Source organism: Micromonospora sp. DT81.3 (assembly GCF_049847225.1).
GTDB lineage: Bacteria > Actinomycetota > Actinomycetes > Actinomycetales > Microbacteriaceae > Microbacterium.
In genome coordinates this window covers 1-1,300 of sequence record NZ_JBNCNY010000042.1, presented here as the reverse complement: position 1 = coordinate 1,300, position 1,300 = coordinate 1, and the positions used below count along the sequence as shown (strand labels likewise).

Here is a 1,300-nt window from a genome sequence, read left to right as displayed (position 1 = left end):
CCTTGGTTTCCAGCGGTCATCGCAACGAGGGGTGATTCTCGGAATCTAGCAGCCGTCCGAAGAGCTCCGCTGGGGCGCGGTCTCCGAGGGTGAGTCGTGGACGGCGATTGAGTTCGTCCTCGACGCGGGCGAGGTCTTTCGGGGAGTGCACGGCGAGGTTGGTCGACTTCGGAAAGTATTGGCGCAGCAGCCCGTTGGTGTTCTCGTTCGTGCCGCGCTGCCATGGGCTGGCGGCATCGCAGAAGTAGATTTTCGTGCCGGTGTCGGCGGTCACGTCGAGGTGGCGTGCCATCTCGGTGCCCTGGTCCCAGGTCAACGTTCGCCGCAACGGCGGTGGCACTTCGCTGAGGACCCGAACGAGGGCGGCGTGCAGCTCTGCCGAGGTCAGCGCGTTCAGGTGCAGCAGCTTGACGTAGCGTGTCTGCCGCTCGACGAGGGTGCCGATCGCGGAGCGGTGATGCGGGCCGACGATGAGATCGCCCTCCCAGTTCCCAGGGACGGATCGGTCGGTTGGGTCGAACCCGCGGTCGTGGATCGACAGCATCGGTTGAGCGAACCGGCGCCCGGCCCGGATAAGACGGGTGTGAGCACGGCGATGATCACGACCGGTGCGCAGCGGCGACGTGTCTGGCCTGCGCAGCAGCCCGGATCCGGGCCGATAGATCGCCAGATAGATGCTCTCCGTCGCCAGCCGCATCCCCGGATCATCGGGATGCTGAGCGCGCAGCGCCCTGCTGATCTGCTGCGGGCTCCACTTCTCCTTGAGCTTCGTCTTCACGTACGCGTTCAGCACCGGTGTCGTGGTCAGCTTCAGTGCGCGTGGCCGCCGGCGTCTGGTGGCGGCGATGCTGTGCGCGTGGAACGGGCGATACTGCCCCGACTCGTGGGCGTTGCGGCGCAGCTCGCGGCTGATCGTCGACGGCGACCTGCGCAACGTCCCGGCGATCGCGGTTGGGCCGTGACCCTTGCTGGCCAGATCCGCGATCTGTATTCGCTCGTCCTCAGATAGGAACCGAGGCGAGATCGGACGCAGCGCGAGCGGTTCGAGCGGTGGCACGACTTTTACCGTGCCATCCTTCCGACGCACCGTCGTGCCGTCCCGCCAGATGTAGGCGGTGGTACGTACGACGCCGACCTCGCGAGCGGCCGCGGCGAGCGGCCAGCCCTGCGCGAGCAACTCCATGAATCGGCTCCGAGCCAACGACTTCGGCCGCCGGCCGGGACCCTTCGGAATGCGACGTGACGACAACATGACCTCCAACTGGTGTGATCACGTTGCAACGATCACTGGAAACCACCG

Annotated in this window: 1 protein-coding gene; it reads right to left on the bottom strand. The window is 66.5% G+C overall.

From position 1 onward, the window contains the following. Positions 1–16: 16 nt before the first annotated feature. Complete coding sequence (locus tag ACPW96_RS23240; RefSeq protein ID WP_425886110.1) at positions 17–1,252, bottom strand: IS30 family transposase; 1,236 nt, start codon at positions 1,250–1,252, stop codon at positions 17–19. Positions 1,253–1,300: the final 48 nt, after the last annotated feature.

Coding starts and splice junctions, on each gene's coding strand:
- ACPW96_RS23240 (WP_425886110.1), bottom strand. CDS start 1,252: ATGTTGTCGTCACGTCGCATTCCGAAGGGTCCCGGCCGGCGGCCGAAG.